At 71.7% G+C, this 26,450-nt stretch carries 21 protein-coding genes; 18 read left to right on the top strand and 3 right to left on the bottom strand.

Going from position 1 to position 26,450, the window contains the following annotated elements:
- From AB0N27_RS18815 to AB0N27_RS18805, 3 genes are read right to left on the bottom strand one after another with little or no spacing between them, the layout of a single operon-like run.
- Positions 1–744, bottom strand: coding sequence for an amino acid ABC transporter ATP-binding protein (locus tag AB0N27_RS18815; RefSeq protein ID WP_364371020.1), 744 nt, complete (start codon positions 742–744; stop codon positions 1–3).
- Positions 744–1,592 (bottom strand): amino acid ABC transporter permease, encoded by an 849-nt coding sequence (locus tag AB0N27_RS18810; RefSeq protein WP_364371016.1) that lies wholly within the window; start codon positions 1,590–1,592, stop codon positions 744–746. Before AB0N27_RS18810 ends, AB0N27_RS18815 begins: the two co-directional genes overlap by 1 nt.
- Complete coding sequence (locus tag AB0N27_RS18805) at positions 1,589–2,452, bottom strand: transporter substrate-binding domain-containing protein (RefSeq protein WP_364371014.1); 864 nt, start codon at positions 2,450–2,452, stop codon at positions 1,589–1,591. The genes AB0N27_RS18810 and AB0N27_RS18805 overlap by 4 nt, the downstream gene beginning before the upstream one ends.
- Before the next feature lie 115 nt (positions 2,453–2,567).
- Here AB0N27_RS18805 and AB0N27_RS18800 point away from each other — a divergent pair, with 115 nt between their 5' ends.
- The 18 genes from AB0N27_RS18800 (at position 2,568) to argH (ending at position 26,407) form a co-directional block, all read left to right on the top strand.
- Complete coding sequence (locus tag AB0N27_RS18800) at positions 2,568–2,849, top strand: phosphoribosyl-ATP diphosphatase (protein WP_364372087.1); 282 nt, start codon at positions 2,568–2,570, stop codon at positions 2,847–2,849.
- Between the two features lie 47 nt (positions 2,850–2,896).
- Positions 2,897–3,742, top strand: coding sequence for an ATP phosphoribosyltransferase (hisG, locus tag AB0N27_RS18795; RefSeq protein WP_364371012.1), 846 nt, complete (start codon positions 2,897–2,899; stop codon positions 3,740–3,742).
- A gap of 276 nt (positions 3,743–4,018) precedes the next feature.
- Positions 4,019–4,492 (top strand): PH domain-containing protein, encoded by a 474-nt coding sequence (locus AB0N27_RS18790; protein WP_364371009.1) that lies wholly within the window; start codon positions 4,019–4,021, stop codon positions 4,490–4,492.
- Positions 4,493–4,952: 460 nt separating this feature from the next.
- Entirely contained in the window at positions 4,953–5,600 is a 648-nt protein-coding gene (gene infC, locus AB0N27_RS18785) for a translation initiation factor IF-3 (protein ID WP_364371006.1), read from the top strand.
- Between the two features lie 19 nt (positions 5,601–5,619).
- The gene (rpmI, locus tag AB0N27_RS18780) at positions 5,620–5,814 is read left to right on the top strand and encodes a 50S ribosomal protein L35 (protein WP_030488428.1); all 195 of its coding nucleotides are present in this window, start codon (positions 5,620–5,622) and stop codon (positions 5,812–5,814) included.
- Positions 5,815–5,846: 32 nt separating this feature from the next.
- On the top strand, positions 5,847–6,239 hold the full coding sequence (gene rplT, locus AB0N27_RS18775) for a 50S ribosomal protein L20 (protein ID WP_007458417.1): 393 nt from the start codon (positions 5,847–5,849) through the stop codon (positions 6,237–6,239).
- Between the two features lie 29 nt (positions 6,240–6,268).
- A complete protein-coding gene (locus AB0N27_RS18770) occupies positions 6,269–7,120 on the top strand; it encodes an RNA methyltransferase (protein ID WP_364371002.1) in 852 nt (283 codons plus the stop codon).
- Between the two features lie 214 nt (positions 7,121–7,334).
- Entirely contained in the window at positions 7,335–8,402 is a 1,068-nt protein-coding gene (pheS, locus tag AB0N27_RS18765; protein WP_285797665.1) for a phenylalanine--tRNA ligase subunit alpha, read from the top strand.
- Between the two features lie 41 nt (positions 8,403–8,443).
- Positions 8,444–10,993, top strand: a complete 2,550-nt coding sequence (pheT, locus tag AB0N27_RS18760) for a phenylalanine--tRNA ligase subunit beta (RefSeq protein WP_364370998.1) — start codon at positions 8,444–8,446, stop codon at positions 10,991–10,993.
- A 328-nt stretch (positions 10,994–11,321) separates the two neighbouring features.
- Positions 11,322–17,846 (top strand): HEAT repeat domain-containing protein, encoded by a 6,525-nt coding sequence (locus AB0N27_RS18755; RefSeq protein ID WP_364370995.1) that lies wholly within the window; start codon positions 11,322–11,324, stop codon positions 17,844–17,846.
- Between the two features lie 123 nt (positions 17,847–17,969).
- Positions 17,970–18,971, top strand: coding sequence for an N-acetyl-gamma-glutamyl-phosphate reductase (gene argC / locus AB0N27_RS18750; RefSeq protein ID WP_364370992.1), 1,002 nt, complete (start codon positions 17,970–17,972; stop codon positions 18,969–18,971).
- Positions 18,968–20,140 (top strand): bifunctional glutamate N-acetyltransferase/amino-acid acetyltransferase ArgJ, encoded by a 1,173-nt coding sequence (gene argJ, locus AB0N27_RS18745; RefSeq protein ID WP_364370989.1) that lies wholly within the window; start codon positions 18,968–18,970, stop codon positions 20,138–20,140. Before argC ends, argJ begins: the two co-directional genes overlap by 4 nt.
- Positions 20,137–21,024, top strand: coding sequence for an acetylglutamate kinase (gene argB / locus AB0N27_RS18740; RefSeq protein WP_364370986.1), 888 nt, complete (start codon positions 20,137–20,139; stop codon positions 21,022–21,024). The genes argJ and argB overlap by 4 nt, the downstream gene beginning before the upstream one ends.
- Positions 21,021–22,283, top strand: a complete 1,263-nt coding sequence (locus AB0N27_RS18735) for an acetylornithine transaminase (protein WP_364370983.1) — start codon at positions 21,021–21,023, stop codon at positions 22,281–22,283. The genes argB and AB0N27_RS18735 overlap by 4 nt, the downstream gene beginning before the upstream one ends.
- Positions 22,280–23,215, top strand: a complete 936-nt coding sequence (gene argF / locus AB0N27_RS18730) for an ornithine carbamoyltransferase (protein WP_364370980.1) — start codon at positions 22,280–22,282, stop codon at positions 23,213–23,215. The genes AB0N27_RS18735 and argF overlap by 4 nt, the downstream gene beginning before the upstream one ends.
- The gene (locus AB0N27_RS18725; RefSeq protein ID WP_364370977.1) at positions 23,212–23,727 is read left to right on the top strand and encodes an arginine repressor; all 516 of its coding nucleotides are present in this window, start codon (positions 23,212–23,214) and stop codon (positions 23,725–23,727) included. The genes argF and AB0N27_RS18725 overlap by 4 nt, the downstream gene beginning before the upstream one ends.
- Positions 23,724–24,926 (top strand): argininosuccinate synthase, encoded by a 1,203-nt coding sequence (locus tag AB0N27_RS18720; protein WP_364370974.1) that lies wholly within the window; start codon positions 23,724–23,726, stop codon positions 24,924–24,926. The genes AB0N27_RS18725 and AB0N27_RS18720 overlap by 4 nt, the downstream gene beginning before the upstream one ends.
- Before the next feature lie 17 nt (positions 24,927–24,943).
- Entirely contained in the window at positions 24,944–26,407 is a 1,464-nt protein-coding gene (argH, locus tag AB0N27_RS18715) for an argininosuccinate lyase (RefSeq protein ID WP_364372084.1), read from the top strand.
- The last annotated feature ends 43 nt before the right edge of the window (positions 26,408–26,450 follow it).

Here is a 26,450-nt window from a genome sequence, read left to right as displayed (position 1 = left end):
TCAGAGCCGGCCGGCCTCGATGATCCGGCGCAGGAACTGCCGCGTCCGGGGCTGCGTCGGCTCGCCGAGCACCTGCTCGGGTGGGCCGCTCTCGACGACCCGTCCCGCGTCGAGAAAGCAGACCTCGTCGGCGACCTCCCTGGCGAAACCCATCTCGTGGGTGGCCAGCACCATCGTCATCCCGTCGGCCTTGAGGTCCCGGATCATCGCCAGCACCTCACCGACGAGTTCCGGGTCCAGCGCCGAGGTCACCTCGTCCAGCAACATCAGTCGCGGCGAGTTGGCCAGCGCCCGCACGATCGCCACCCGCTGCTGCTGCCCGCCCGAGAGCCGGTCCGGGTACGCGTCCGCCCTGGCGCCCAGCCCCACCCGGTCGAGGAGTTCACGGGCCTGCGCCTCGGCCTCCGCGCGGGCCCTCCGGTGCACCCGACGCGGGGCGAGGGTGATGTTCTCCAGCACGCTCAGATGCGGGAACAGGTTGTACGCCTGGAACACCATGCCGATCCGCCTGCGTACCCGGTCGGCGTCCACCCGGGGGTCGGAGATGTCCTCGCCGTCCAGCTCGATGGTGCCGTCGTCGAGGTCGTCGAGGAGGTTCACGCAGCGCAGCAGTGTGGACTTGCCCGACCCGGACGCGCCGATCAGCGCGACCACCTGATGCTCGGCGACCGTCAGGTCGAGCCCGTCGAGCACGACGGTGCCGGCGTACTCCTTGCGCAGTCCCCGGCAGCGCAGCAGCGCCATCACGAGCCTCCCGACTGCCGACGGGCCGAGCGCAGCGTCACCCAGTCGGTGACCGCGATCAGCGGGATCGCGAGCAGCACGAAGAGCACCCCCGCCACGACGTACGGCGTGTAGTTGAACGTCTGCGCCGTGGCGATCTGGGCGGCGCGGACGGCGTCGATCGGCCCGGCGAGCGAGACCAGACCGACGTCCTTCTGCAACGCCACCACGTCGTTGAGCAGCGGCGGTGCCACCCGACGGACCGCCTGCGGCAGGACCACGTGCCGCATCGTCTGCCGGTACGTCAGGCCCAGCGACCGGGCCGCGGCGAGCTGGCTGGGGTGCACCGACTCGATGCCGGCCCGGAACACCTCGGCGAGGTAGCCGCCGTAGGTGAGCACCAGCGCGAGCCCGCCCAGCACCAGCACCGGCGGCATGCCCTGCAGACGCAGCCCCGGCACGCCGAGGGTGAGCAGGTACAGCACGATGATCAACGGCAGGCCGCGGAAGGTGTACGTGTAGCCGGCGGCCAGCGCCCGGACCGGAAAGAAGATCGGCCCGCGCAGCGTGCGCAGCACGGCGATCACCAGCCCGAGCAGCAGCGCGCCGGCCGCGCAACAAACCAGCAGCCGTACGTTGAGCCAGAGCCCGGCCAGCACCGCGGGCAGCGCGTCCCGGGCGATCTCCGGGTCCAGAAAGGACCGCCGCACCCGTTCCCAGCCCGGCGCCCCGGTCACCGCGACGACCAGCAGCGTGCCGAGCGCCGCCGTCGAGGACGCCGCCACCAGCACGCTGAAGACCGTCTGCCGCCGCCGGTACGCGGCCCGCCGCTGCTGGGCCTCGGAGGGGATGTGATCCAGCAGGGTCACCTGAGCTCGGCCGCCCCCGCCACCTGCGCGAGCCACTTCTGCTCCAGCTGGGTAAGCGTGCCCGCCTCGCTGAGCTGCCCGATCGCGCCGCTCACGCAGGACGTCAGCGGGGAGTTCCGGTCCAGCAGCAGCCCGAACGCCTCCGGCACACCCACCTGCGGCACCTGCCCGACGATAGTCGCGTCGGTGATCTCCGCACCGGTGATGTAGAAGGCCGTCGGCAGGTCCACCACGAGACCGTCGAGCTGCCCGTTCTGCAGAGCCTTCTTGGCGTCGTCGTTGCTGTTGTAGACCTGCGGCTTCGCGCTCGGCTTGATCACGTCGGTGATCGCCTGGTAGCTGGTCGTCCCCACCTGGGCGCCGAGCCGGGCGTCGCGCAGGTCGGCCAGCGACGTCCTACCGGCGATCTTCGACGACCTCAGCGCGATGACGCTCTGGCGCACCAGGTAGTACGGCGCGGAGAAGTCCACCGCCTGCTTGCGCTCCTCGGTGATGGAGAACTGGTTGATGTCGAAGTCGAAGGTCTTCGGCCCGGGCGCGATCGCGGAGTCGAACTTGACCCGGGTCCACGTCACGTCGGCGCGGGAGTAGCCCAGCTTCTCGGCCACCGCGTACGCGACGGCGGCCTCGAAGCCCTCGCCGTTGTCCGGCTTGTCCTGTCGGAACCACGGCTCGTAGGCGGGCTGGTCGGTGGCGATGGTGAGCTTGCCCGGCGTACGCGTGGGCAGGCTCTCCTTCGTGCAGGACGGAGCCGCCGTGACATTCGGGGTCGGTGTCTCCTGCTGGGGAGCGCACCCGGCGGTGGCGGCGGCGACGGCACCGGCGAGGGTGAGCGCGACGAGACGAGAGCTGCTGGCCATGGCGGACAGCGTAGAGCTCAACGGGCGTCGATCGAAGATTGTCCCACCATGTTGATAGGGAATTGCCCGCCTGCTGGATGCCGGCGGACCCGGGGGAGGGGCGTCACCCGGGCGGCTGGAAGAATCGCTACCCGTGAAGACGTTCGAGGAGTTGTTCGCCGAGTTGCAGGCCAAGGCCGCAGCGGGCACCCCCGGCTCGGGCACCGTCGCCGCCCTGGAGAAAGGCGTGCATTTCATCGGCAAGAAGGTCGTCGAGGAGGCGGCCGAGTCGTGGATGGCCGCCGAGCACGAGGGGCCGCAGCGCACCGCCGAGGAGATCTCCCAGCTGCTCTACCAGGTCCAGGTCCTGATGCTGGCCAGCGGTCTGGAGCTCAAGGACGTCTACCGACATCTGTGAGTGCCCCCACCCGTTGATCGCCATCCGGATCGAAGGAGCACTCCGTCATGCTGCGTGTCGCCATCCCCAACAAGGGCACCCTGGCCGAACCGGCCGCCCAGATGCTGCGCGAGGCGGGCTACCGCCAGCGCACCGACCCCAAGGACCTCGTCTGCCGTGACGAGGCCAACGACGTCGAATTCTTCTACCTGCGTCCCAAGGACATCGCCACCTACGTCGGCTCCGGCGACCTTGACCTCGGCATCACCGGCCGGGACCTGCTGATCGACTCGGCAGCGCCCGCCGAGGAGGTCGTCGACCTCGCGTTCGGCCGGGCCACCTTCCGCTTCGCCGCCCGCCCCGACGACATCGCCTCCGTACAGGACCTGGGCGGCCACCGGATCGCCACCGCGTACCCGGGGCTCGTCGAGCGGCACCTCGCTGACCTGGGTCTCAAGGCCGAGGTGATCCGCCTCGACGGTGCGGTGGAGAACGCCGTACGCCTCGGCGTCGCCGACGTGGTCGCCGACGTCGTGGAGACCGGCGCCACCCTGCGCCAGGCTGGCCTCGTGGTCTTCGGGGAGCCGCTGCTGCGCTCCTCGGCCGTGCTGGTCCGCCGGGCCGGCGCGCCCGCGCACCAGCAGGCCGAGCAGTTGCTGCGCCGCCTGCACGGCGTGCTGGTGGCCCGCCGCTACGTGATGCTCGCCTACGACGTGCCGGCCGGCCTCCTGGACCGGGCCAGCGGCCTCACCCCGGGCATCGAGTCGCCCACCGTGTCGCCCCTGCACCGCGAGGGTTGGGTGGCCGTGCAGGCGATGGTGCTCCGCGACGACGTGCACCGGATCATGGACGAGCTGTACGACCTGGGCGCCCGCGCCATCCTGGTCACCAACATCCACGCCTGCCGCCTCTGACCATCCGCGTTCCCGGGGCGAGGGTTGCGCCGCAGAGCCCGTCCGGCCCCGCAAGATCGCGCACGAACATGGAAGTAGTGCCCTCCCACCGCCACCGACACCACTACATCCATGTTCGAGCACGATCTTGCGGCGCGGCCCAGTGCGGCGCGGCGCGGTCAGCGCGGTGGGCCGCTGGGGGCGAACGTGCGGGGCGGACCCGATGCGGCGGTGCGCTGAGTGGTGGCTCGGCGGGTGGTGCGGTCGGTCGCCGGGTACGGATGGCAGACTGGTGGGGTGAGTGAAACCGAGCTGGTCCGCCTGAAGCCCCGCCGTATCCGGGTGGTCTGCTGGTCGGCGGCGGTCGCCCTGGTGGTGGTGTTCGCTCTCGTCGCCACCTCGCTGAGCGGGCCGACCGGCGACGGCTACGGCAGTTTCCAGCGCGGTGACCAGATCGCCATGATCGGCCTGGGCGTCTTCGGCGCGCTGGGCTTCCTGTTGTTCACCCGCCCGCGGGTGGAGGCCGACGCGCGGGGCATCCGGGTGCGCAACGTCATCAGCTCGTACGAGCTGCCCTGGGAGGTCGTGCGGGGGGTCCGCTTCGACCGGGGCGCGCCGTGGGCCAGCCTGGAGCTGCACGACGACGACCTGCTGCCGATGGTCGCCCTGCAGGCCGCCGACAAGGAACTGGCCGTCGACGGGGTCCGTGCCCTGCGCCGGCTGCACGAGGCGCACCTGGCCCGCCTCGCCGAACGCGCGGCAGGCCGCTGACTCCGCGCCGCCCGATCCGCACGGCTGAGCCGGTCCGGCCTCGGGTGGAACGCGGGGAAGCCGTGCGCCAGAAACAACCCAGAAAACCAGAAGCCAGGGAACCAGAACCGGAACCGGAAAACGGAACCCGTGACGCCCCGGGTGTCCCGGTTTGGGCGCGCCCGGGGGCGGGGTGTAGTGTTGTGGGGTCGACCAGGCTGTCTCCGCGTGCGAGCAGACAGCCACGAAAGCGGAGCGCCTGCTCCCACCCGAGTCGCCGCCACGGTGGCCGGGTCCGGTCCCCGGTTCCGGGTGCGTCCCGGTTCCGGATGCGCGATCCTGTGATCGTGCTGACCGGTCGAGCGGGCCCTGGCATGCGCCGGGGCCTTCTGCTTTCCAGGATGACCCCCACCCGGGGGCCGCGAGGGTCGGCAACTGAGCAGAAACGACTCGAGGAGGCCCCATCAGCGTCGAACCACGCGTGAACGATCAGATCCGGGCACGTGAGGTCCGACTGGTCGGCCCCGAGGGTGAGCAGGTGGGCATCGTCCCGCTGGAGCGCGCCCTTCAGCTGGCCGCGGACGTCGATCTGGACCTGGTCGAGGTTGCGCCGATGGCGCGCCCGCCGGTGTGCAAGCTCATGGACTTCGGCAAGTTCAAGTACGAGAGCGCACTCAAGGCGCGCGAAGCGCGGCGTAACCAGCAGCAGACCGTCATCAAGGAAATGAAGCTTCGGCCGAAGATCGACCCGCACGACTACGAGACCAAGAAGGGTCACGTGGTGCGGTTCCTCAAGGCGGGCGACAAGGTCAAGGTGACGATCATGTTCCGTGGTCGCGAGCAGAGTCGCCCGGAGCTGGGTTACCGGCTCCTGCGTCGGCTCGAGTCCGAGATCACGGACCTGGGATACGTCGAGGCCGCTCCGAAGCAGGACGGTCGAAACATGATCATGGTTCTCGCTCCGCATCGGGCCGTCAAGGCCTCCGCGGTCGCCGCTACGGCGTCCCGCGGTGCACCTCGGGACCGGGGGGCGGACGAGTCCGCGCCGGCCACCGATGAGACCGCGGCGGGCGGCGAGACCGCAGCAGCCGTTGACGGTGGCACCGCCACCGACACCAGCGGCGAGTAACAGGGGAGAGACGTTCCACATGCCGAAGATGAAGAGCCACACGGGTATGGGTAAGCGGGTCCGGGTCACCGGCAAGGGCAAGATCGTTGCCCAGCAGGCTGGCCTGCGCCACAACCTGGAGAAGAAGCCCTCCACCCAGACCCGCCGGCTGACCGGCACGGTCGTGCTGGCCAAGGCCGACGTCAAGCGCATCAAGAAGCTGCTCGGCCGCTGACGCGCGCCACCTTTACGTAAGAAGGAGTTGAGATGGCACGCGTCAAGCGGGCTGTGAACGCCCAGAAGAAGCGTCGTACCCTGCTGGAGACCGCGAGCGGTTACCGCGGTCAGCGCTCCCGGCTGTACCGCAAGGCCAAGGAGCAGGTGCTGCACTCGATGCAGTACGCCTACCGGGACCGTCGCGACCGCAAGGGCGACTTCCGGCAGCTGTGGATCCAGCGGATCAACGCGGGCGCCCGTGCGAACGGGATGACCTACAACCGCCTGATCCAGGGCCTGCGTCTGGCCGGCATCGAGGTCGACCGCAAGATCCTGGCCGACATGGCTGTCAACGACGCCGCCTCGTTCGCGGCGATCGTCGAGCTGGCCCGGGCCGCGGTCACGGCCGAGGGCACCGGCGGCGCGGCGGCTCAGGCCGCCTGATCCCCACGCACCAGAGCGAGGCGTCTCCCGTGTCGGCACCGCCGTCCGGGGGGCGCCTCGATCGTGCCGGAGGAGCGCACACCATGGCCTTCACCCCGCGTACCCCCAGGGTTGTCGCCGCCCGCCGTCTGCAACGCCGCCGGGACCGCGACGCCACAGGCCGGTTCCTGGCAGAGGGCCCCCAGGCGGTCCGCGAGGCCCTGGCGCGGCCGGGGGTGGTCACCGAATTGTTTGGTACGCCCACCGCGCTGGACCGGCACCCGGAGCTGGCCGCCACGGCGGCCCGCGCCGACGTGCCCGTCTCCGAGGTGACCGACGACGCTCTCGCCGCGCTGGCCGAGACCGTCGCCCCGCAGGGGCTGGTCGCGGTCTGCCGGCACCTCGACGTGTCGTTGGAGCAGGCCCTCGCCGGTGCTCCCCGGCTGGTGGCGGTGCTCGCGGAGATCCGCGACCCGGGCAACGCCGGCACTGTGCTGCGCACCGCCGACGCGGCCGGTGCGGGGGCGGTGGTCTTCGCCGGCGACGCCGTCGACCCGTACAACGGCAAGTGTGTGCGGGCGTCCGCCGGCAGCCTCTTCCACGTCGACGTGGTCCGCGCGCCCGACCCGGTCGAGGTGGTCGACGCGCTGCGCGCCGCCGGGCTGTCGATCTTCGCGACCACGGGGTACGGCGACAGCGACCTGGACGACCTGACCGACTACGGACGGCTCGTCGGGCCCACCGCCTGGCTGTTCGGCTCGGAGGCGCACGGCCTGCCCGAGGCGTTGACCGCCGCCGCTGACGCCCGCGTGCGGGTGCCGCTGTACGGGCGCGCGGAGAGCCTCAACCTGGCTGCCGCAGCCGCGGTATGCCTGTACGCTTCAGCGAGAGCACAGCGCTGAGGCATGCCCGGCGCGACTGACAGCAGGGGAGACCGTCCGCCCATGAACGCGCCACGGCGTTCGTTTAGCCAGCCCGCCGGTGTCGGCGGGCGGCGGGCCTGACCTGCTCCCTGCGCAACTCCTACCGGCGGGCTGCGGCACAGCCGCGCGTCCGTAGACTCGCCTAGCCGCCCCGGTGAGGGCTGGCGCCGCCGTGAGGGAGTGCCCGTACGCCATGAGCTACCGCAACGATCCGTACGACCCGAAGCAGGTCGCCCTGCTCGACCCCGCCGCCCTGGCCGAGGCCGTCGCGGACGCCACGAAGGCGTTCGAGGCCGCCGCCGACCCGGATGCCCTGGCCGCGCTGCGGTCGGTGCACCTGGGTGACAGGTCACCCGTCTCCCTGGCCCGCCGGGAGATCGGTGCGTTGCCGCCTGCCGCGAAGTCCGACGCCGGTAAGCGGGTCAACGAGGCCCGCCGGGCGATCGAGTCCGCGTACGCCGAGCGCGCCGAGGTGGTGGAGCGCGAACAGGCCGAGCGCGTGCTCGTCGAGGAGCGGGTGGACGTCACCCTGCCGTACGACAGGCGTCCGCGCGGCGCCCGGCATCCACTGAGCACCCTGATGGAGTCGATAAGCGACCTGTTCGTCGGGATGGGCTACGAGGTGGCCGAGGGGCCCGAGGTCGACCTGGAGTGGGTCAACTTCGACGCGTTGAACATCCCCGCCGACCACCCGGCGCGCGGGTTGATGGACACGTTCCACATCGCGCCGGAGGGTTCCGGCCTCGTTCTCCGTACGCACACGTCGACGGTGCAGACCCGCACCATGCTCAGCCGCAAGCCGCCGATCTACGTGATCGTGCCCGGCCGCGTCTACCGCACCGACGAGATCGACGCCACGCACAGCCCGGTGTTCCACCAGGCCGAGGGCCTCGTCGTGGACAAGGGCATCACGATGGCGCACCTGCGGGGCACGCTCGACCACTTCGCCCGGGCGATGTTCGGCCCGGAGGCGAAGACCCGGTGGCGGCCGCACTACTTCCCGTTCACCGAGCCGTCGGCGGAGTTCGACGTGTGGTTCCCGGAGCACCGCGACGGCCCGCAGTGGGTCGAGTGGGGTGGCTGCGGCATGGTCAACCCGCGCGTGCTGCGCGCCTGCGGCGTCGACCCGGAGGTCTACTCCGGATTCGCCTTCGGCATGGGCATCGACCGGACCCTGATGGTCCGGCACGGGGTCAGCGACATCCGCCATCTCTTCGAGGGCGACGTGCGGTTCAGCCGGGCGCTCGGGACCGGGGCGTAGGGCGATGCGGGTACGAGACACGGGAACGGTGGTCTGAAGTCATGCGAGTTTCTGTCAGTTGGCTGCGGGAGTACGTCGACCTCCCCGCCGACCTGCCCACCGGTGATCTGGAGCAGGCCCTTGTCGACCTCGGCATCGAGGTCGAGTCCGTGGTGGACCTGGCCGCGTCGGTCACCGGTCAGCTCGTCGTCGGCGAGGTGCGCGAGATCGAGGAGCTGACCGGCTTCAAGAAGCCGATCCGGTTCTGCCGGGTGGACGTGGGCGCCGCCAACGGCACAGGCGAGCGCCAGGAGATCGTCTGCGGGGCGCGCAACTTCGCCGTCGGTGACCGCGTGGTGGTGATCCTGCCCGGCGGTGTGCTGCCCGGCGGGTTCGCCATCGGCGCCCGCAAGACGTACGGGCACAACTCGGCGGGCATGATCTGCTCGGCGAAGGAGCTGGGCCTGGGCGACGACCACTCCGGCATCATCGTGCTGCCGCCGGACGTGGCCGCCAAGCCGGGCGACGACGCCCGCCCGGTCGTGGGCCTCGACGACGTCGTGCTCGAGCTGGAGATCACCCCGGACCGGGGGTACGCGCTGAGCCTGCGCGGCCTGGCCCGGGAGCTGTCGCACGCGTTCGACGTGCCGTTGCGCGACCCGGCCCTCGCGCCCGCGCCGCGCGGCACCGAGACGCCCGCGTACCCGGTGGAGGTCCGTGACACGGTCGGCTGTGACCGATTCACCGCCCGCCTGGTCCGCGGCGTCGACCCGACCGCGCCCACCCCGGCGTGGATGGCCCAGCGGCTCGTCACCGCCGGCATCCGCAGCATCTCGCTGCCTGTCGACATCACCAACTACGTGATGTTGGAGCTGGGCCAGCCCATGCACGCGTTCGACGCCGACCGGATCGTCGGGCCGCTCGTGGTCCGCCGCGCCGAGGCGGGGGAGAAGCTGACCACCCTGGACGGGGTCAACCGGGTGCTCACCGCCGACGACATGGTCATCTGCGACGACACCGGGCCGATCTCCCTCGCGGCGGTGATGGGCGGCGAGACGAGCGAGGTCGACACCGGAACCACCACCAACGTGCTCTTCGAGGCGGCGCACTGGGACCCGGCCATGGTCGGCCGGACCGCGCGCCGGCACAAGCTGTTCAGCGAGGCCGCGAAGCGCTGGGAGCGGGGTGTCGACCCGGCCGTGCCGCTTGTCGCGCTGGAGCGGGCCGTCGGGCTGCTCACCGAGCACGGCGGCGGCACCCCGAGCGCCGAGATCCTGGACATCGACCACGTCCGGCCGCGTACCCCGATCACCCTGCCGGCGGACCTGCCCACCCGGCGGGTCGGCGTCGAGTACCCGCCGGCGCGGGTCGTCGCCCTGCTGGAACGGGTCGGCTGCACCGTCGCGCAGGGCACGGACCGGCTGTCCGAGGACCCGGGCGCGGTCGGCGTGGCCAGCGGCGCGGGGACGGCGCTCAGCGTCACCCCGCCGACCTGGCGACCCGACCTGACCGACCCGGCCGACCTGGTCGAGGAGGTCGTGCGCCTCGACGGGTACGACAAGGTGCCGTCGGTGCTGCCGACCGCACCCCCCGGTCGCGGCCTGACCCCCCGGCAGCGTCGCCGCCGGGCCGTCGCCTGGTCGCTTGCCGAGCGGGGGTACGTGGAGGTCCTCGCACACCCGTTCGTGTCGCCGGAACTCGCCGACCAGCTCGGCCTGCCCGCCGACGATCCGCGCCGACCCGCGGTGCGCCTGGCCAATCCGCTGTCCGAGGAGGAGCCGCTGCTGCGCACCACGCTGCTCGGCCCGCTGCTCGGCATCCTCAAGCGCAACCTCGGGCGGGGTCACCGCGACCTCGCCCTCTACGAGATCGGCGCGGTCTTCCACCCGCGCCCCGGTGCCGGCAGCCCGCCCGCGATGGGCGTGGACCGGCGGCCCACCGACGAGGAGTTCGCCGCGGCCGACGCGGTGGTGCCGGCGCAGCCGGTGCACGTAGCGGTGGTCCTCGCCGGGGACATCGACCCGGCCGGCTGGTGGGGCGCCGGTCGACCGGCCGGCTGGGCGGACGCCATCGAGGCGGCGCGTGACGTGCTGGCCGCCTCCGGGATCCCGGACGAGCGGGTCGAGGTACGCGCGGCCGAGTACGCGCCGTGGCACCCCGGCCGCTGCGCCGAGCTGCGGGTCGACGACGCGGTCGTCGGACACGCCGGTGAGCTGCACCCGGCCGTGGTGGCGGCGCTGGAGCTGCCCCGGCGCACCTGCGCCATGGAACTGGACCTCGATGCGCTGCCGCCGACCCCGGTAACGCCCGCGCCGACGGTGTCCGGCTTCCCGCCGGCCCTGATCGACGTGGCCCTGGTGGTGGACGACTCGGTGCCGGCCGAGCAGGTACGCCGCGCGCTGGAGGCAGGCGCCGGCGAGCTGCTGGAGGACGTGCGGCTCTTCGACGTGTACTCCGGCGCGCAGCTCGGCGAGGGCCGCCGGTCACTGGCGTACAAGCTGACCTTCCGGGCTCCGGACCGGACGCTGACCGTCGAGGAGGCCGTGGCGGCCCGGGACGCGGCGGTTGCGGTAGCGGCCGAGCGCTTCGGAGCGATTCTGCGCGGCGCCTGACGGATCGGATCCTACGTCCCGTGGGTGGCGGAAGAGCCTGGTAGCGCAGCAACGATCGAGGCCCTGACCTGGGTGTCAATCCCGGGTCGGGGCCTTGTTCGTGCCCTGCGGCGGGTTGGTCGCTCAAGAACCGGTGGACTGTCGATTACCGCATCCAGGGAAATCTATCCAGCTTAGAGTCGTGTGATTGACTTCTGTTCCGGGCCAGGAAGCACATCAGTGACACTGCAGATGCGCCAGCGATCCACGCAGGGTGACCGTGAGGGGCGGCTCAACCACTGTGACGGGCGTGAGGATCGGTCGTCGAGCTGCTCAGGGTGGATACGAGGTGACTCACACGAGGGACGACGGTCGGCCCCGGCAGGGCGTGTCGGCCGGATCCGACACGTACGCGGCGCACCATCGGACGATCGATGGCCACCTCGGCAGGCCTGTCATTCCCCTTCAGCGGGACCCGAGACGGCGCGGCAGATTGCGCGCCTTCGTCTCGTCGACCTTCACGGATCTGCGGGAGTGCCGGGAGCAGGTGCGCAAGGCGCTCCAGCGGCTGGGCGTCGAAGACGTGGCCATGGAGACCAACACGGCCGAGGAGGCCCGACCGGTCGACCTGTCCCTGGCGGACGTACGATCATGCGACGTCTACATTGGATTGTTCGCCTGGCGGTACGGCTTCATCCCGGAGGGACATCAGCACTCGATAACCGAGCTGGAGTATCGGGCCGCTGGTGCCGCCGGCATTCCTCGGCTGATCTTTCTGCTGCGGGAGGACGCGCCATGGCCTCCGACGTTGATGGATCTCGGCAATCCCGCCCAGGACCGGATCCGGGCGCTCAGGTCCGAACTGGCGACGGCACACGTCTGCGAGTTCTTCAGCTCCGCGCAGGACCTCCGCCCTGCGGTGTCGGAGGCGGTCAGCCGATGGATGCAGAGCACGGTCCGCGGCGCGGATGCCGAATTGGGTGTCACCGCCGCCACCGTCACTGCATGGGATGCCTACAAGCGTCGGTTAACGGAGCAGTACCGACGGCTCGACCTCGATGCGTTGACTCCGCCAGACCGGGAGGAGTACCTGCAGATACAGTTGCGCGAGGTCTTCGTCGAGCCCACTGTGCGCGAGGATGTGCCGCCGGCCGAGTTGTCCAAGGAACTTCAGCGCAAGCTGCAGGACGCCGCCGAACTGTCGTCCGCGGACGTACCGAAGGGTATGGACCGTCAGGACTTGGAGGACGCGCGGCGGACCTACCGGGCGCGGCCCGCGACGCCGGCCTTCGACGTGCTGACCTCGGTCGCGCAGCGGGCCTGCGTCCTCCTCGGTGACCCGGGGGCGGGCAAGTCCACCCTGGCCCGGTACGTCAGCCTGGCGTTGATCGACGAGCGGCCCGGCGACCGGCTCGAACCCCTGCACGGGTACCAGCCGGTGCTTGTCGAGCTGCGTGAGTACGCCCTGCACCGACAGAAGTACGAGACGTTCACCGAGTATCTGGCTTACCGGCACCGGTCGGACGGGTTGGGAGTTCCCGCCGAGGTTTTCGACGGGTACCTGACGCACGGCGGCCGGGCTCTCATGATCTTCGACGGCTTGGACGAGTTGTTCGACCAGCGGGAGCGGGAGGCCATCTCGCTTCAGATCGCCGGATTCGCCGCCGCATATCCGCAGGTCCGGATCCTCGTCACGTCGCGGATCATCGGCTATCGCCCCAGAGTCCTGCGGGACGCCGGGTTTGGCCTGTACACCGTCCAGGATCTCGATCCCCGGCAGGTCGACGCGTTCCTCGGGTCCTGGTACGAACTGGCTCTGCACGACCGGCCGGCGATGGCCGCGGAGCGCCGCCAGCGCCTGGCCTCGGCCATCTCCGAATCACCGCCCATTCGGGAACTCGCCGGCAATCCGCTGCTGCTGACAATCCTGGCGATCATCGGCAAACACCAGGAGCTACCGCGTGAACGGTGGAAGGTCTACGACCACGCGGCGAGCGTGCTCGTGCAGCACTGGGACATCAACAAGCACCTCAGCGATGCCCGAATCGACGCGGCGATCATCCGTGAGGACGACAAGAAGGAACTCCTGAGGCTTCTGGCGCATCGGATGCAGGAGGGTGTCCGCGGCCTCGCCGGAAATCACCTGTGGGAGGACGATCTCTTAACGGAGATACGGAACTACCTTCGGTTCCGGTTCCAGTACGGCGAGGCCCACGCCACCGCGGTCGCCACGGTGATGATCGAGCAGTTCCGGACCCGCAACTTCGTCCTGGCGCGATACGGCTCCGGCGTGTACGGCTTCGTGCACCGGGCCCTCCTGGAGTTCTTCTGCGCCAGCGAGATCGTCTTCCGGTTCGAGAAGACCCGTGAGCTGACCGAGGCGGACCTGACCTCGAAGGTCTACGCAGCGCACTGGGAGGATCCCGCCTGGGCGGAGGTCCTCCGGCTCATCGCCGGCATGGTCGACGCGACGATCGCCGACCAACTCGTCACCTATCTGCTCACGGAAGCAAGACCGAGCCGGTCGACCGTGCTGGACCGGCCGCCCCTCGGCGCCGTGGTGCTGGCCGTGCAGTGCCTTGCCGAGGTCAGGAACCTGGGCGCCGCAGCGGGCTCGGCCGAGCTCGTGCTGCGATCGGTCATTGACCTGCTCCGCTGCCCGACGCGCTCGTTCAAGGACGACCGCCACGGGGCCCGAATGGACACGATCCTTCCGATCATCGCCGCGATCGGCGCCCGGTGGCCGGGCCGAGAGATCTACCTGGACTGGTTCCGCGCTCAGGGTCGTCGCGCCACGCTGCGTCCCGCGGTGCAGCACGCGGCCAGGATCGCCGCCGCGCTCTTTCCCGATTCGCCGGACATCGCGGGCCTGCTCGCGGAAGACGCCGTCACCGGTGCCAGTGCGCAGCAACGCCGTGCTTGTCTGCTCGGTCACGCGGCGGCATGGACCGACGCCCCGCAGACCCGGCAACTGGTAAACCGCAGCCTCCGCGATCCCGCTCTCGTCGTTCGCAGAGCGGCGATCGAGGTCCTCACCACCCACTGGCCTGCTGCGTCCCATACGCTCGACGCCCTTCTTGTGATGGTGCGGGACGTGCACGCCGACGTCCGCAAGGACTCACTGGATGCACTGAACGTCCACTGGAGTGACGCCACCGCGACATATCCCGTCTTCCTGGGCCGGGCGGCACGCGACCCGAGCCGGCAGGTCCGCCAAGCGGCAGTGGAGTGCCTGGGCAGCCGCTGGCCGGACCGTCCCGAAGCCCGGACAGCGCTGCGCGCGGCGTGCAGCGATCCCGCCTGGGAGGTCCGCCGTGCGGCAGTCCAGGCAATGGCGACCCGTCTGACGAAGCAGGACGACACGTACGTGGCAGTCCGGCACGCGCTCGCGGACTCCGACGAAGACGTCCGCGCGGCCGCCGTGGAGGCACTGTCCAGCCGGTGGTCGGACCACCGGGACACGTTGCCGATGGTGTGTCGCGCAGCCGAGGACATCGACGACACCGTGCGCAAGGCAGCTCTCGGCGCGCTGCTGGCACGGTGGCCCGATCACGCCAGCACGCACGCCGTTCTCGACCGGCTGACCACCGACCTCAACGGTGAGGTCCGCTGCACCGCCATCGAGGCGGCCCTGCGGCGTCAGCGGCCGCCCGACCCGGTCGCGGCCCTTCTCCACGAGACGGCGCGGGACGCCAGCGACGATGTCCGCCGATCCACCGTCGAAGCCCTCGCCCGGAGTTGGCCCGAGGAGCACGCAAGCCGCAGCGCGTTCCTGCACGCGCTCACCGACCCCAGCCCCGATGTGCGCAAGGCCGCGATAGCCGCGTTGGCCGAACACTGCGTCGAGCACCCGCACACGCGGACCGCCCTCGCGCGGGCGGTCGTCGACCTCGATGCCGGGGTACGCGAGGCCGCGTTCCGGGCCACCGCCACCTACTGGGCGGACGACCCGGCGCTGCGCGGCGTGTTGGTTCGGGCGACCCGTTCCGACAGTTGGCGGTTGCGGCAGATGGCCGTGGAATCCCTGGTCGCCTGCTGGCCGACCGCACCGGAGACGATTGCCGCCCTGGCCCATGGTTGCCGGGACGAAGCCGGAATCGTCCGCCAGACAGCGATCGAGGCACTCGCGGCTGACCTCGGCGCGTCCCCCGCACACCAGGCGATCGTGCTGGCGGCCACCCGGGACGGCCATCACGGCACCCGCATCGCCGCGATCGACGCCATGGCCGCCACGTGGACGGCTTCCTGGCGGTCGAGGAACGCGGTACACGCGGCGCTGCGTTCACCTGACGCGGCGGTCCGGTGTACCGCGGTCCTCACCCTCGCCATGCGGTGGCCCGACCAGGCCACGACCTGGCGCGCTGTTCAACGCTGTCTCATCGACGGAAGCGCAGATGTACGAACAGTCACACTCGACATCCTCGCCGCGCACCGGGCCGATCGGCCGGAGGCGGTCGATGCTTTTCTTCGCGCTACCCGTGATCCGGAGAGCTTGATCCGGGGCCAGGCACTGCACGCACTCGCGGCCACCTGGAGCCAGCATCGCGGAACAGAGGAGGCACTGGTCCGGGCGCTCCGCGATCCGCACGAGAACGTACGCCAGACGGCGCTGGAGACGCTGGCGTTGCGTACTGAGCCGGACGACCGGATCCACGCCGCGCTGTGTGAGGCCAGCCGTGACCGGAACTGGGGGGTACGCCGGGCGGCCCTGGACACGTTGGCCGCCCGGTGGGACGGACATCCGGGGAGCCTGGTCGCGGTCGGCGACGCGTCGCTGGATCCCGACGACAACGTCCGGTCCGCGGCCCTGGTCGCGCTGGCCACCCGCTGGGCTGACCATCCCGATACCCGCGGCCGGATCGAGAGCGGCCTTCGTGACCACAGTTCCCACGTCCGCCGCACCTGCTTCGAGTTCCTGGCCGTCAGGTGGCGGGACGATGCACGGACTCGGGAGGTGGTCCGCCGGGCTCAACGGGACCTGGACTGCGACATCCGGTGGATGGCCGCCACGGCACCCGAGGTGTTCGGTGGCGGCTCCGATCGGGTGGTGCGGGTGGAAGACGCCGTGGCTGCCACCCGGCACGAGAACAACGTCCACCGTCTCGCCGGTCTTCAGGCGCTGCTCATGCATTGGCCGGATCAGCCGGAGGCGTTCGCCGCCGCGCGGGCCGCGGTCGTCGACGCGACCATGGGGCTGGTCCGGGCGACCGCGCTCCATGCCCTCGGTGCGCGCTGGTCCGCTGATCCCGAGTCCGGGGCGACCGTGTTGCGGGCTGCCACCCACCCGGATCCGGACGTCCGGGGGAGCGCGGTGCGGGCGTTGGGGTGCTGGTGGCCGACGCATCCGGAGGCGCGGCCCATATTCCACCGGGCGGTCCGTTCCGGGACGGCCAAGGCCGCCGTCGCGGCGCTCCAGGCGCTTGTCGAACATCTGCCGGATCATCCGGACACGTTCGCGGCGGTGCTCGGCGCGACGCGACATCCGCAACCGGATGTGCGCCAGGCCGCCCTGCGGGCCTTGACCGCCTGGTGGCACGAGCACCCCGAGACGGTGAACGCGCTCTGCCGAGCGGCCGCGGAGGCACACGAAAGGGTGCGCGCCGATGCCGTGCAGACGCTGACGAATCACTGGTCCGGCAATCCCCACACGCTCGCCGTCCTGCGTCGGGCGACGGACGATCCGGATGCCGATGTGCGGGCGGCCCGCCGCGACGCCGTGGCCCGGCAACAACGGGGACCGCTGCCGACCAGGGCCGAAACGTACCGGTCCACCCGCGCTCCGAGCTGGATCGTCCGATTCGACAGCCTGACCGCGATCACCGCTCGCTGGCCCGACGATCCGGAAACCCTGCGAGCGGTTCGCCGGCTCTCCGCCGATGGTGACGCCGAGGTCCGGCACCACGCCATCAGTGTGCTGGCCGGCCTCTGGTCGGACCGACCGGCGACGCTCCGTACCGTCCAGGACGCGACGACCGACGTGGACTGGTGGGTCCGGTACGGAGCAGTGCAGGTGTTGGTGCGGAGATGGCCGGATCACCCCGCGACCTTCGGCCTCGTTCACGCGGCCGCCACAGACCCGGATCAGCTCGTGCGTTCCCTGGCCATCATTCTCCTGGCCACGCGCTGGCTCGACCGCGCCGAGGTCCTGCCGACGGTGGCTGCCGCGGCGACGGCCGACGCGAACAACGGGGTGGGTCAGCAGGCGGTGGTGGTGCTGGGCGCCGCCTGGCCCGAGGCGCCCGAGATTGTGTCGGCCATCCGCGTCGCGACATGCAGCCCGCGCATGTACACGCGATGGGTGGCCAACGAGGCGCTCACCGCGTGGGGTGGGTCCGCCGCAGGTCCGCACACCCCTCGGCTCGCTGGGCCGGCCGCGCTGCTGGCCGCGGTACGAAGCCGCAACCACGCGGCCCGATGCGAGGCCCTCCAGGAACTGGCCGGCCGATTCGCCGACCATCGGGACACCCTGCCGGCGTTGCGCCGGGCCGCCGCATCATCCTGTCCGGGCGTCCGATACGTCGCGATGAGCGCGATCCTCTCCGCCTGGGCCGATCGTGTCGACACCCCGGCGTACCTTCGCCGGGCCACCGCCGATCCGGACCCCGCCGTACGCCGTAGCGCACTGGCCCACCTGGCAAGCAACTGGCCGCAGTCCCCGACGACGCTCGCCGCGCTCAGGCAGGGGGCGCGGGATGATGACATGGACAACCGGACCTCCGCGATAGCCTCGCTCCTCCTGGTGGCGCCGGACGCGGACCTGGCGACGGAAACGCGACCGCCGGTGGAGGGGGAGAACGACGACGTGTATGGGTTCCTGCGAAAGTGGCTCGAGTGGCGGGGCCGCACCACCGCCACCGCCGATTTGGACGGGTAACTTTGCGGGAACCCCCGTCGAGCAACGAGCCGAACGCCTCATCGCCATGCATTACTCTGCATGAACTTGCAGCGCGCCCTCATTGTTTGTTAACCTCCCCTGCATAGTCATGCGGAGGTGGGTATGGGGATCCGAGTCGCGGTCGCCGGTGCGAGCGGGTACGCCGGGGGTGAGCTGCTGCGCCTGATCGCCGGGCACCCGGAGTTCGACCTGGTCGCCGCCACCGCGCACAGTCAGGCCGGGCATCGCGTCGATGTGGTGCACCCGCAGCTCACCGGGCTCGACCTGGTGCTCGGGGAGACCGACGCGGCGACCCTGGCCGACGCCGATCTGGTCTTCCTGGCCCTGCCGCACGGCGAGTCGGCGGCCCTCGCGGCCCACCTGCCGTCCGAGGTGCGTGTCGTCGACCTGGGCGCCGACCACCGGTTGGCCGACCCGTACGCCTGGGCGCAGTACTACGGCGGTACGCACGCCGGGCAGTGGACCTACGGCCTGCCTGAGCTGCCCGGCCAGCGGGAGTTGATCGCCGGCTCCACCCGGGTGGCGAACACGGGCTGCTACGCGGCGGCGATCACGCTGGCGCTCGCCCCGCTCATCGCGGACGGCGCGGCCAACCCGGCCGACGTGGTGGTGGTCGCCGCCTCCGGCACGTCGGGCGCGGGGCGGGCGGCGAAGCCACACCTGCTGGCCAGCGAGGTGATGGGTGACCTGTCGCCGTACCGGGTCGGCACCCACCAGCACGTACCAGAGATCAAGCAGGCGTCCGGCGCGACCGGGCTGTCGTTCACGCCGGTCCTGGCGCCGATGCCGCGCGGCATCCTCGCCACGGTGACCGCGACGCCGGCGCGTGGCGTCGACCCGCAGGAGGTGCTGGCGCGGGCGTACGCCGACGCGCCGTTCGTGCACGTGCTGCCGGAGGGCCGCTGGCCGCATACGGCCGCCACGCTGGGTTCCAACGCGTGCCACCTCCAGGCGACCGTCGACGTCGACTCGGGCCGGCTGATCGTGCTGAGCGCGCTGGACAACCTGGGCAAGGGCGCGGCCGGTCAGGCCGTGCAGAACGCCAATCTCATGCTGGGCCTGCCGGAGACGACGGGCCTGTCGATCTGGGGAGTCGCACCATGAGCGTCACCACCCCTCGGGGGTTCCGGGCGGCCGGGGTGGCCGCCGGGTTGAAGGCCAGTGGCGGCGCGGACGTCGCTCTGGTGGTCAACGACGGCCCCGACGCCGGTGTGGCAGGTGTCTTCACCACCAACAGGGTCAAGGCAGCGCCGGTGCTCTGGAGCCAGCAGGTCGTGCAGGGCGGTGTGGTGCGGGCGGTGGTGCTCAACTCCGGCGGCGCCAACGCCTGCACCGGCCCGGGCGGCTTCCAGGACACGCACGCGACCGCCGAGCACACCGCCTCCGCGCTGAGCGCGGTCAGCCCGCGGCTGCTCCTCGGTGCCGGGGAGGTGGCGGTCTGCTCCACCGGCCTGATCGGCGAGCGGTTGCCGATGCCGAAGCTGCTGCCCGGTGTCCGTTCGGCGATCCGGGGGTTGTCCAGGGACGGTGGTCTGGCCGCCGCCGAGGCCATCATGACCACCGACACCCGGCCGAAGACCACTGTGGCCCGGGGCAGCGGCTGGACGGTCGGCGGGATGGCCAAGGGCTCCGGCATGCTCGCGCCGGGGATGGCCACCATGCTCTGCGTGCTCACCACGGATGCGGTGGCCGGGCCGGCCACGCTGGACGAGGCGTTGCGGGCGGCCACCCGGGTCACGTTCGACCGGGTCGACTCGGACGGCTGCATGTCCACGAACGACACCGTGCTGCTGCTGTCCAGTGGCGCGAGTGGCATCGAGCCGACGCCGGCCGAGCTGGCCGCCGCGGTCACCGCGGCCTGCCACGACCTGGCCCAGCAGCTCATCGCCGACGCGGAGGGCGCCACGAAACAGGTCGCCATCGACGTGGTGGGCGCGGCGAGCGAGGACGACGCGGTCGAGGTGGGTCGGTCGGTGGCCCGCAGCAACCTGGTCAAGACCGCGCTGTTCGGCAACGACCCGAACTGGGGTCGGATCCTCGCCTCGGTCGGCACCACGGCCGCCGCCTTCGAGCCGGACGAGGTGGACGTGGCGGTCAACGGCGTGTGGCTGTGCCGGGGCGGTGCCGCCGCCGAGGACCGCTCGAAGGCCGACCTCACCGGGCGGGACGTGACCATCCGGATCGACCTGCACGCCGGCGACTCGACCGCGACGATCTGGACCAACGACCTGTCCCACGCGTACGTGCACGAGAACTCGGCGTATTCGACATGAGTCTCAGTAGTGATCTCACCCGCGCGCAGGTCAAGGCGGAGACGTTGATCGAGGCGCTGCCGTGGTTGGCGCGTTTCTCCGGTTCGACTGTGGTGGTGAAGTACGGCGGCAACGCCATGACGGACCCGGAGTTGCAGCGGGCGTTCGCCGCCGACATGGTCTTCCTGCGGTACGCCGGCCTCAAGCCGGTGGTGGTGCACGGGGGAGGTCCGCAGATCTCGGCCATGCTGGGCCGGCTCGGCATCGCCAGTGAGTTCCGTGGTGGTCTGCGGGTGACGACCGCCGAGGCGATGGACGTCGTCCGGATGGTGCTGGTCGGGCAGGTGGGTCGGGAGTTGGTCGGGCTGATCAACTCGCATGGTCCGTTCGCCGTGGGCCTGTCGGGTGAGGACGCCCGGCTGTTCACCGCTGTGCGCCGGCCGGCGTACGTGGACGGGCAGCCGGTGGACGTCGGCCAGGTCGGCGACGTCGAGTCGGTGGACGTGTCGGCGGTGACCGACCTGATCGACGCCGGCCGGATCCCGGTGATCTCGACTGTCGCGCCGGACGTCGACGGGGTGCTGCACAACCTGAACGCGGACACGGCCGCCGCCGCTCTGGCGATCGCGTTGCGGGCCCGCAAGCTCGTGGTGCTCACCGACGTGGCCGGCCTGTACGCCGACTGGCCGGACACCACAAGCCTGGTTTCCGAGATCACCACTGACGACCTGGCGAAGCTGCTGCCCAGCCTCGAGTCGGGGATGGTTCCCAAGATGGAGGCCTGCCTGCGGGCGGTGCGCGGGGGAGTGCCCGCCGCGCACGTCGTCGATGGTCGGGTGGCGCACTCCACGTTGCTTGAGGTGTTCACCTCGGAAGGGTTCGGAACGATGGTGATCGGGTCATGACCGCGCTGACGCAGCGCTGGGGTCAGTCCATGATGGACAACTACGGTACGCCGCCGCTGGCGTTGGTGTCCGGGGCCGGCGCGGTGGTGGTCGACGACGCCGGCCGGGAATACCTGGATCTCGTGGGCGGCATTGCGGTGAACTCGCTCGGCCACGCCCACCCGGCAGTGGTGGCCGCCGTGTCGAAGCAGGTCGCCACCCTCGGGCATGTCTCCAACCTCTTCATCGCCGAACCTCCGGTCGCCCTGGCCGAGTTGCTGCTGGCCCTCGCCGGCCGGCCAGGCCGAGTCTTCTTCGCCAACTCCGGCGCGGAGGCGAACGAGGCGGCGTTCAAGCTGTCCCGGCGTACCGGGCGCAGCCACGTGGTCGCCACAGTGGGCGGGTTCCACGGCCGCACCATGGGCGCCCTCGCGCTGACCGGCCAGCCGGCCAAGGCCGACCCGTTCCGGCCGTTGCCCGGCGAGGTGACCCACGTCGGGTACGGCGACGTCGCCGCGCTGGAGGCGGCGGTCACCGACGCGACCGCCATGGTGATCCTGGAGCCGATCCAGGGCGAGAACGGTGTGGTCGTCCCGCCGGCGGGTTATCTCGCGGCGGCACGGCAGATCACCGCCCGGCACGGCGCGCTGCTGGTGCTCGACGAGGTGCAGACCGGCATCGGCCGGACCGGGCACTGGTTCGCGCACCAGGCCGAGGGCGTGGAGCCGGACGTGGTCACGCTGGCCAAGGGCCTGGGCGGTGGGTTGCCCATCGGCGCCACGGTCGCCTTCGGCCGGGCCGCCGACCTGCTCACCCCGGGCTCGCACGGCACCACCTTCGGCGGCAACCCGGTCAGCTGCGCGGCGGCGCTCGCCGTGGTGGCGACGATCGCCAACGAGGGGCTGCTCGACCACGTCAAGCGCGTCGGCGAGCGGCTGCGCCGGGGCGTCGAGGCACTGGGACACCCACTGATCGACGGCGTACGCGGCGCCGGGCTGCTGCTCGGCGTGACGCTCACCGCGCCGGTGGCGACGGTCCTGGCCGAGGCGCTGCGCGAGGCCGGTTTCCTGGTCAACCCGGTGCAGCCGGGTGTGCTCCGGCTCGCCCCGCCGTTGATCCTCACCGTCGACCAGGCGGACGCCTTCCTCGCCGCGCTCCCCGCGGCGCTCGACGTGACGGCCCCGGCCGCCGCCGGCACGGGCGGCCACCCGGCCCCGGCGGCCTCCGGCACGGCACCCGAACCCTCCACCCAGCCCACCACGACGGGGACGATCGCATGATCCGGCACTTCCTGCGCGACGACGACCTCTCGCCCGACGAGCAGTCGACGGTGCTCGACCTGGCGGCGCGGATGAAGGCGGACAGGTTCGGTCACCAGCCGCTGGCCGGCCCCCGCTCGGTGGCGGTGCTGTTCGACAAGCAGAGCCTGCGGACCCGGATCTCGTTCGACGCCGGCATCGCCGAGCTGGGCGGTCACCCGCTGGTCGTGGACACCCAGGTCACCCACTTCGGCCGGGGCGAGACCCTCGCGGACGCCGGACGGGTGCTGTCCCGTTACGTGGCGGCGATCGTGCTGCGCACCCACGGCGACGACCGGATCGCCGAGGTGGCGCAGGGCGCCAGCGTTCCTGTGGTCAACGCGCTCACCGACGGTTTCCACCCCTGCCAACTGCTCGCCGACCTGCTCACCATCCGGGAGCGGTGCGGCGGCACGGCCGGGCGCACCCTCACCTACGTGGGCGACGGCGCGAACAACATGGCGCAGTCGTACCTGCTGGCCGGGGCGACGGCCGGGATGCACGTCCGCGTCGCCGGGCCGGACGGGTTCGCGCCGGACGAGGCGGTGGTCGACGCCGCGGCCCGGATCGCCGCCGGCACCGGCGGGTCGGTACGGGTCCTCACCGACCCGGCCCAGGCGGTCCGCGACGCCGACGTGCTGGCCACCGACACGTGGACGTCGATGGGGCAGGAGGCCGACGGTCTGGACCGGGTCACCCCGTTCCTGCCGTACCAGGTCAACAAGGAGCTGCTCGGCCAGGCCGCGCCGGACGCGATTGTGCTGCACTGCCTGCCCGCGCACCGGGGCGAGGAGATCACCGACGAGGTGCTCGACGGGCCGCAGAGCGCGGTCTTCGACCAGGCGGAGAACCGGCTGCACGCCCAGAAGGCGCTGCTGACGTTCCTGCTCGCCGCCACCGGGACGACGCGATGACCGCCCCGTTGACCCGCGCCGCCCGGCACGCCCGGATCGTGGAGCTGATCCGGGACCGGGCCGTGCGTTCGCAGACCGAACTGGCCGACCTGCTCGCCGCCGACGGCGTCGGTGTCACCCAGGCCACCCTCTCGCGGGACCTGGAGGAGCTGGGCGCGGTCAAGGTGCGCGGCGGCGACGGCCCGGCCGTCTACCTGATCCCCGAGGACGGCCACCGACCCCTGCGCGACGCCGAGGCCGCACCGGCCCGGCTGGTGCGGCTGTTGCGTGAACTGCTCAACGGCGTCGACTCCAGCGGCAACATCGCCGTGCTGCGTACCCCGCCGGGCGCAGCCCAGTACCTGGCCAGCGCGTTGGACCGAGCGGGACTGCCCGAGGTCGTCGGCACCATCGCCGGCGACGACACCATTCTCGTGGTGGCCCGCGAGTCCGTCGGCGGGGCCGCGCTCGGCGACAAGCTCGCCGGCTGGGCCCGCCGGGAAGACACAGTCGAAGGGAACACCACACCATGACCGACCGGGTCGTCCTGGCGTACTCCGGAGGGTTGGACACCTCCGTCGCCATTCCCTACCTGGCCGAGCAGACCGGCGCCGAGGTGATCGCGGTGGCGGTCGACGTCGGGCAGGGCGGCGAGGACCTCGACGCCATCCGGCAGCGCGCCCTGGACTGCGGCGCCGCCGAGTCCGAGGTGGTGGACGCGCGCGACGAGTTCGCGGCCGACTACTGCCTGCCGGCGATCCGGGCCAACGCCCTCTACATGGACCGCTACCCCCTCGTCTCGGCGCTGTCCCGACCGCTGATCGTCAAGCACCTGGTGGCGGCGGCGCGCAAGCACGGCGGCACGATCGTGTCGCACGGCTGCACCGGCAAGGGCAACGACCAGGTCCGGTTCGAGGTGGGCCTGAACGCCCTCGCCCCCGACCTGAGGATCATCGCGCCGGCCCGGGACTTCGCCTGGACGCGGGACAAGGCGATCGCCTTCGCCGAGGAGAAGGGCCTCCCGATCGACGTGTCGGCGAAGTCCCCGTACTCGATCGACCAGAACCTGTGGGGTCGCGCCGTGGAGACGGGCTTCCTGGAGGACATCTGGAACGCCCCCGTCGAGGACCTCTACTCGTACACGGCCGACCCGTCCGAGCCCCGCGACGCCGACGAGATCGTGATCACCTTCGACGGCGGCGTGCCGGTGGCGATCGACGGTGAGACGGTCACCCCGTACCAGGCGATCCTGGAGCTAAACAGGCGCGCCGGCGCGCAGGGCGTCGGCCGGCTCGACATGGTCGAGGACCGCCTCGTCGGCATCAAGAGCCGCGAGGTGTACGAGGCACCCGGCGCGATCGCGCTGGTCACCGCCCACCAGGAGCTGGAGGCGGTGACGGTGGAGCGGGACCTGGCCCGGTTCAAGAAGAGCGTGGACCAGCGCTGGGGCGAGCTGGTGTACGACGGCCTGTGGTTCTCGCCGCTGAAGGACTCGCTCGACGCGTTCATCGACGACGCGCAGCGGCACGTCAGCGGTGAGGTGCGGATGGTCCTGCACGGCGGACGCGCCACGGTCACCGGCCGGCGCTCCGAGGCGAGCCTGTACGACTTCGGCATGGCCACCTACGACACCGGCGACACCTTCGACCAGTCCCTGGCGAAGGGTTTCGTGCAGCTGTGGGGGCTGCCGAGTCGGATGGCGGCGGCCCGCGACGCCCGGCTGGGTGGCTGACGAGCATGGGGACGACAATGGGCGGCGTGGACGACAAGAGCCTCACCGAGAACAGCGCCGGCACGAACCGGACGAGCCTGTGGGGTGGCCGGTTCGCCGGCGGCCCCGCCGAGGCGCTCGCCCGACTGTCGGTGAGCGTGCAGTTCGACTGGCGCCTGGCCCCGTACGACATCGCCGGTTCCCGGGCGCACGCCCGGGTCCTCGCCGGCGCCGGCCTCCTCGACCCCGAGGAGCTGGGCCGGATCCTGGCGGCCCTGGACGACCTGGAGGCCGCCTGCGCCTCCGGGGCGTTCCGCCCCACCATCGACGACGAGGACGTGCACACCGCGCTGGAGCGGGGGCTGCTGGAGCGCCTCGGCAGCCTCGGCGGCAAGCTGCGCGCCGGCCGGTCCCGCAACGACCAGGTCGCCACGGACCTGCGGCTCTACCTGCGGGACCATGCCCGGGGCGTGGCCAGCCGCCTGGTCGAGCTGGCCGAGGCGCTGGTCGAGCAGGCCGAGCGGCACGTCGACACCGCCGCGCCCGGCATGACGCACCTGCAGCACGCCCAGCCTGTCACGTTCGGGCACTGGCTGCTGGCCCACGTGCAGCCGTTGCTGCGGGACCTGGAACGGCTGCGCGACTGGGACCACCGGGCGGCGATCAGCCCGCTCGGCGCGGGTGCGCTTGCCGGTTCCGGCCTACCCCTGGACCCGGTGGCAGTGGCCAAGGAGCTGGGTTTCCGCACGTCGTTCGCCAACTCGATGGACGCGGTGGCGGACCGGGACTTCGTCGCCGAGTTCCTCTTCACCACCGCCCTGATCGGCGTGCACCTGTCCCGCCTCGGCGAGGAGGTGGTGCTCTGGACCTCGCACGAGTTCGGCTGGGTGGAGCTTGACGACGCGTTCGCCACCGGCTCGTCGATCATGCCGCAGAAGAAGAACGCGGACATCGCCGAGCTGGCCCGGGGCAAGTCCGGCCGGCTCGTCGGCGGCCTGATGACGGTGCTGACCATGCTCAAGGGTCTGCCGATGACGTACGACCGGGACATGCAGGAGGACAAGGAGCCCGCCTTCGACGCGGTCGACACCCTGGAACTGCTGCTGCCGGCCCTCGCGGGCATGATCTCCACGATGACGGTCCGGGTGGACCGCCTCGTCGCCGCCGCGCCTGTGGGCTTCTCCCTCGCCACCGAGGTCGCCGACTGGCTGGTCCGGCGCAACGTGCCGTTCCGCGACGCGCACGAGATCACCGGCCGGCTGGTGGCGTTGTGCGCGGCCCGGGAGTGTGAGCTGGAGGACGTCTCCGACGAGGACCTGGCCGCGGTCAGTGAGCACCTCGACCCGTCGGTGCGGGACGTGCTGTCGGTGCGTTCGGCACTCGCGGCCCGGACGACGCCCGGCTCGACCGGCCCGGGCCCGGTCGCCGACCAGCTCGCCACCGCCGCGGACCGCCTCGTCGGCTGGCGGGAGTGGGCCACCGAGCGGGTCGTACCCCGCTGACCTCGCCGTGGCGCCGGCGCGTGTCGCCGGCGCCGCGGTCGGT

The sequence above is a fragment of the Micromonospora sp. NPDC093244 genome, from assembly GCF_040683695.1.
Taxonomy (GTDB): Bacteria; Actinomycetota; Actinomycetes; order Mycobacteriales; family Micromonosporaceae; genus Micromonospora.
This window is presented reverse-complemented; position numbering and strand designations above follow the sequence as displayed.

Bases quoted from the DNA above. Each gene is read 5' to 3' on its own strand.
- argH (WP_364372084.1), top strand. From the start codon at position 24,944: ATGGGCGGCGTGGACGACAAGAGCCTCACCGAGAACAGCGCCGGCACG.
- pheT (WP_364370998.1), top strand. From the start codon at position 8,444: ATGCGAGTTTCTGTCAGTTGGCTGCGGGAGTACGTCGACCTCCCCGCC.
- pheS (WP_285797665.1), top strand. From the start codon at position 7,335: ATGAGCTACCGCAACGATCCGTACGACCCGAAGCAGGTCGCCCTGCTC.
- rplT (WP_007458417.1), top strand. From the start codon at position 5,847: ATGGCACGCGTCAAGCGGGCTGTGAACGCCCAGAAGAAGCGTCGTACC.
- AB0N27_RS18815 (WP_364371020.1), bottom strand. From the start codon at position 744: ATGGCGCTGCTGCGCTGCCGGGGACTGCGCAAGGAGTACGCCGGCACC.
- AB0N27_RS18805 (WP_364371014.1), bottom strand. From the start codon at position 2,452: ATGGCCAGCAGCTCTCGTCTCGTCGCGCTCACCCTCGCCGGTGCCGTC.
- AB0N27_RS18720 (WP_364370974.1), top strand. From the start codon at position 23,724: ATGACCGACCGGGTCGTCCTGGCGTACTCCGGAGGGTTGGACACCTCC.
- AB0N27_RS18735 (WP_364370983.1), top strand. From the start codon at position 21,021: ATGACCGCGCTGACGCAGCGCTGGGGTCAGTCCATGATGGACAACTAC.
- AB0N27_RS18725 (WP_364370977.1), top strand. From the start codon at position 23,212: ATGACCGCCCCGTTGACCCGCGCCGCCCGGCACGCCCGGATCGTGGAG.
- rpmI (WP_030488428.1), top strand. From the start codon at position 5,620: ATGCCGAAGATGAAGAGCCACACGGGTATGGGTAAGCGGGTCCGGGTC.
- argC (WP_364370992.1), top strand. From the start codon at position 17,970: ATGGGGATCCGAGTCGCGGTCGCCGGTGCGAGCGGGTACGCCGGGGGT.
- argF (WP_364370980.1), top strand. From the start codon at position 22,280: ATGATCCGGCACTTCCTGCGCGACGACGACCTCTCGCCCGACGAGCAG.
- hisG (WP_364371012.1), top strand. From the start codon at position 2,897: ATGCTGCGTGTCGCCATCCCCAACAAGGGCACCCTGGCCGAACCGGCC.
- argB (WP_364370986.1), top strand. From the start codon at position 20,137: ATGAGTCTCAGTAGTGATCTCACCCGCGCGCAGGTCAAGGCGGAGACG.
- argJ (WP_364370989.1), top strand. From the start codon at position 18,968: ATGAGCGTCACCACCCCTCGGGGGTTCCGGGCGGCCGGGGTGGCCGCC.